The organism is Dysgonomonas mossii DSM 22836, assembly GCF_000213575.1.
Taxonomy (GTDB): Bacteria; Bacteroidota; Bacteroidia; order Bacteroidales; family Dysgonomonadaceae; genus Dysgonomonas; species Dysgonomonas mossii.
Genome location: NZ_GL892017.1, coordinates 1 through 4,422, shown reverse-complemented (window position 1 = coordinate 4,422; position 4,422 = coordinate 1). Strand labels below are relative to the sequence as shown.

4 protein-coding genes and 2 pseudogenes are annotated in these 4,422 nt (G+C 36.7%); all 6 read right to left on the bottom strand.

What is annotated here, in order from left to right:
• Positions 1-190: pseudogene (locus tag HMPREF9456_RS16775) on the bottom strand (hypothetical protein); the annotation flags it as partial.
• Between the two features lie 30 nt (positions 191-220).
• Positions 221-436: pseudogene (locus HMPREF9456_RS16770) on the bottom strand (PcfJ domain-containing protein); the annotation flags it as partial.
• A 114-nt stretch (positions 437-550) separates the two neighbouring features.
• Complete coding sequence (locus HMPREF9456_RS16765; RefSeq protein ID WP_006844762.1) at positions 551-1,561, bottom strand: tyrosine-type recombinase/integrase; 1,011 nt, start codon at positions 1,559-1,561, stop codon at positions 551-553.
• Positions 1,545-2,555 (bottom strand): tyrosine-type recombinase/integrase, encoded by a 1,011-nt coding sequence (locus HMPREF9456_RS16760; protein ID WP_006844761.1) that lies wholly within the window; start codon positions 2,553-2,555, stop codon positions 1,545-1,547. Before HMPREF9456_RS16760 ends, HMPREF9456_RS16765 begins: the two co-directional genes overlap by 17 nt.
• A complete protein-coding gene (locus HMPREF9456_RS16755; protein WP_245531048.1) occupies positions 2,552-3,718 on the bottom strand; it encodes a site-specific integrase in 1,167 nt (388 codons plus the stop codon). Before HMPREF9456_RS16755 ends, HMPREF9456_RS16760 begins: the two co-directional genes overlap by 4 nt.
• A gap of 119 nt (positions 3,719-3,837) precedes the next feature.
• Positions 3,838-4,422, bottom strand: a 585-nt coding sequence (locus HMPREF9456_RS16750) for a PcfJ domain-containing protein (RefSeq protein WP_006844759.1), incomplete at its 5' end; no start/stop codon positions are given.

Below are 4,422 nucleotides of genomic sequence, written 5' to 3'. Positions count from 1 at the left end.
ATTCGATAAGCCACTGCCATCGGTCTACCATATCACGGGGTAGGTCAATTTTATGCAATATCTCTCTGTGTCCGTCTTGGTGTCGTATCTCGAAAGTGATATATACCGAGTGTTCGATCTTTAGTTCACGTTCTGCTTTTGCCAAATCTTTCGCATATTGCATCCAATCTTCCATTGTTTCCTGTGCCATGATTATTTTGATTTGGTTGTTACTATTTCTTTATGCTGCTAATCTCTGTTCAATAAGAGGTATATTTTTCTCTACAAGTTGTACTATTTGGTTGTGGTACACGGTATTCTTGTTACATACTCCTCTGCTTTGTATAACTTGAAGTTTTGAGAGCGATACTTCAATAGTTTCTATCTTCTTGCCGTCAATACAGGCTGTCAGAATCAAAGAATCTTCTTTTGAATAATAACCTCCTACACAATGGTGCTTATGCATCACTTTACATAAGCACCATTATGCTCAGTATACAGTTATGCACAGTGTTACTTATAATATATTCAAACTAAAAGCTATATATGCAAGACACTGTGCATAATATTTTTAAAACCTTTTCAAAAAATTAATAAGATTGTCATTTTTATTCCAATCGAGGAAGTCACAATCAGGAATATTATCGGGAAAAGATTCTTCAAGAAGTTTGCGTTTGGCTTCGATGTCCAATGTCGCGTAGATCTCTGTTGTTTGCACAGAAACATGACCAAGCCAGTCTCTAATTACAACCATAGTATAGCCAGCTTGAAGCAGGTGCATTGCTTTGCTATGTCTGAGAATATGTGGAGTAATTTTCTCTGGCATATTCTTGTCTTTAACCATATGTGCATATTTTCTCAAAATATGAGTGATTCCGCCTCTGCTTAATGCTTGCCGCCGCTGGTTATAGAATAACGGGTGATCTAATTTATGTGTGCCAGTTAATTTGTTTTCTTCGATATAGTTAGTCAATAATTTAACTGTATTTCCAACAATGGGTATGAGCCTTGTCTTACACCCTTTTCCTGTTAAAGTAATTGTGGATGGAGGCTCTAATCTGACATTTCGAACTTTCAAGTCGCAGAGTTCTTGCACTCGGGCTCCAGTGTCATAGAGAACACTAAGTAGTGCGATATCTCTCCTTTCTCCCTTTTTGTTAATATCCGGTTGTCTCAACAGAGAACTTACCTGAGATATGGTAAGATGATTCAAGATAGGTTGGACACTTTTCTTAAAAGGTATCTGCATAACCTTCTGACAACTCAATAGTTGCTTGGAGTCTTGCATCTGAAGATAACGAAAGAATGAGTGAATAGCAGCAAGACGTTGATTTCTTGTCGTATTAGAACATCTTCTTTCTTTTTGTAACCAATCAAGATAATTACAGACAGATTTATCATTTATATTCTTCAAGGTCAACTTTTCAGGGGGAATAGACTGTTGATCATTAAAGTAAATTACGAGTAACCGGAAAGTGTCACTGTAAGAGGAGATTGTATTCTTGCTTAAGTTTCGACATCCTATTAGAAAGTCTGTAAAGAAATGGGATAGATGATTGGCAAAATCAGTCGTGTTTTTCATAATTTATTTCATTTAGTGATGAGTTGAACGGTATAATGGCTCCTAGTGTTTGTTCAAGATTGGATCTGATATCCTGAACCAAATCAGAGCTTAGGTGTAGGTAGTAAGCCGTATCTCGATAATAGGTGTGTCCCATATATGCTTGAAGAATTGGAAGATATGCATTCAGATTCTTACCTTGTCGCATCCATTTACGTAAACAGTTGACAGCGAATGTATGTCGCAACGAATGAACACATGGGGCACCAGGTTCACCTAGTTTTGCTCTTCCAGAATGAGATATCCCTGCATTCCAGAGGAATCTTCGTAGATTTCTATTTATATTTTGGCTCGTCATTGCATTATTTTTGAGACCGGGGAAGAACCATGTTTCTGATGTGGAGCAAATATGTATTTTTTGAGAGTATTCCTTAAAACGATTGAGCAATTCCAAAGACAATGGGATTTGTCTATGTTTGCTTAACTTGGTTCGGGTTAAACTCAAAATACCATTCTCTAAGTCAACATCTTCCACTTTTAACAATCTAGCCTCTGTTACCCTAAGCCCGCAACAATATAAAAGGCGGAAGAATTCTGGCATCACAATATGACGTAGAGGGACTTCATAACAAAAATGGCAATCATTATCAATAGTTGCAAACAAACGTTTAATCTCGTTATCACTAAAGATATAAGGAGTGAATTTGACTTTCTTTGCTAACACTCCTTTGGGCAGTATATATGCCCATCCTCCTTTACGCATAATATATCTCGCCAATTCGTTGATTGGGGAAAGTCGGGTTTCTTGAGTAGAAGGATGTTCCCCTGGATTAATTCTTACCCAATGGAGAACGATTTCCTTTTCAAGTATAGTTGCATCTGGATAATTTTTTAAGCAAAACTGATCAAAATGCTTTAGTATTACTGCTTGAGATTCATACTTATATCCCAATATCCGTTTTTGTTCTATGAGATCTATTATATCCATAGAAAAGTTAGAGGTATAGATATTCATAGATCATCAATATTTAAAGTGCATTCCTTTAGTAGATTCAAACTGCTCTTAAGATAAATCGCAGTAGTGGTGGTATCTACATGTCCCATCAATTGAGCGATCTCTTCAATTGGAACATGCCTTTCCATTAAGGAAGTGGCATAGGTATGGCGCAAAGAATGCATGCCAAATTTTCTGTCTTGGGGAATTGATATATGTGCCATCTTCATATATTTTTTTATCATATCCATCAGACGACTTGAATCTCCAAAAGAACATATAGGAGCTGTGTGCCGAACAAATACATTTTTATCTTCGCTGTTGGGACGACCTTTTTGGATATAATCAATTAAAGCCCACCCAATTTCTCGTGAAAGAGGATAAGTTGTAGGTTTTCTAGTCTTTACTTGAGTTATTTCAATCCGATTCTCATCCCATTTAATATCGTCAAATTTTAGAGACTTTATGTCTACGCACCTCATCCCAAGCCTACTGGCTAGCAATATGATCGCGTAATCTCGCTTGCCAGAGGGATTTCCCCGGTCAATAACTTCCAGTAATTTTTTCAAATCCGTTGGATTCCAAGTTGATGGGATACGAGCCTTCTGTGGAATTTTTACTGTTGGTAAAGAGTTGGACAAATCCCTTTTTATATACCCTGAAACATGAAGAAAACGTAAGAAAGATCGTATTCCGCAGAATGTAAACTCAACCATCTTCGGGCTATAACCAAGAAGTGTTTTCACATAATATACAAGTATAGAGGGATCAAGGTCTCTTGCGATAATTTCTTTCGATTCAATGAACGAAAGTAATTTACTTACTGTACGCAGATATCCTTTTGTCGTGGATAGCGCATAATCCATAGAAACACAACTTGTATGAAATGCCGTCAGAAGTTCCTGATGAAATGCCTTGTTTACAGTAAAATTCGTTCGTGTATGACGACGCAAGAGTGTCCCATGTTGATAGAAATCACATAACATCTTGATAGAACGGTAAAGCCATGTGTTACCTGAAGTGAGTTCGTTAGCCTTTTCCTTAGCAAAAAAATCGCATGTGTCATCAAGATACTTCATCGCTGTTTTCATCGAAAAATATTCTTCCTGTATCTCTTCAAAAAACACAACTAATTTCGCCCAATTCCTTCGGTGTTGAATCAATGATGAGTTTTTGTACTGCATTCTAGTAAGCTCTTTATTCAAAAGGCTTACTAATTCTTTTGGTTTGATTTTTTCCATTTTAATTGAATTTTAAATACAATTCATTATACGGAAAATATAGCTAAATCAAAATGTTATGTTTAGTGTTTTATCGCTATCTGATTAGGAAACAGTATTTTTTTCCAAACACTACACATAACTGTATACTGAGCATAATGGTGCATCAGTTTTCCTTCCAATATGATTTCCTCTATACTTTCAAGTACCCGTACTTGAATAAGCCCATCAGAGAATATAAGTCCGAAGAATTTTGCTTTGGTTTGTCGGAATGTTTCTTCCTTTTCCCGTAGCTTTTCGATTTCTTTCTGTGCATCGGCTTTTGCTTTCTTCTGCATATATCTGTCATGTTCTTTGTGCAGGTCATTCGGGCATACATATTTAGCGTTATGCAGGTCTTTTCCGAACATGCGCAAGTAGTCGATATAGTCAAACCACAGAGTAGCATCTTTGATTGTGTATCCGTTGCGGATGCAGATGCGGATAGATGCCCAGTAATTATCCAGTTTTCGGCTTGTATCACTTAGGAATGCTTTAAATAGATGTATTTGTCCCGATTTTAACAGGGTTTCCATTCGGTTGTCTTTTAATAATGCCCTGTATACATCAAAAGGTCTTTGATTGAAGTGTACGTTTTTTAATGTCCTTGTTCTTTTGAGTTTCGGGTA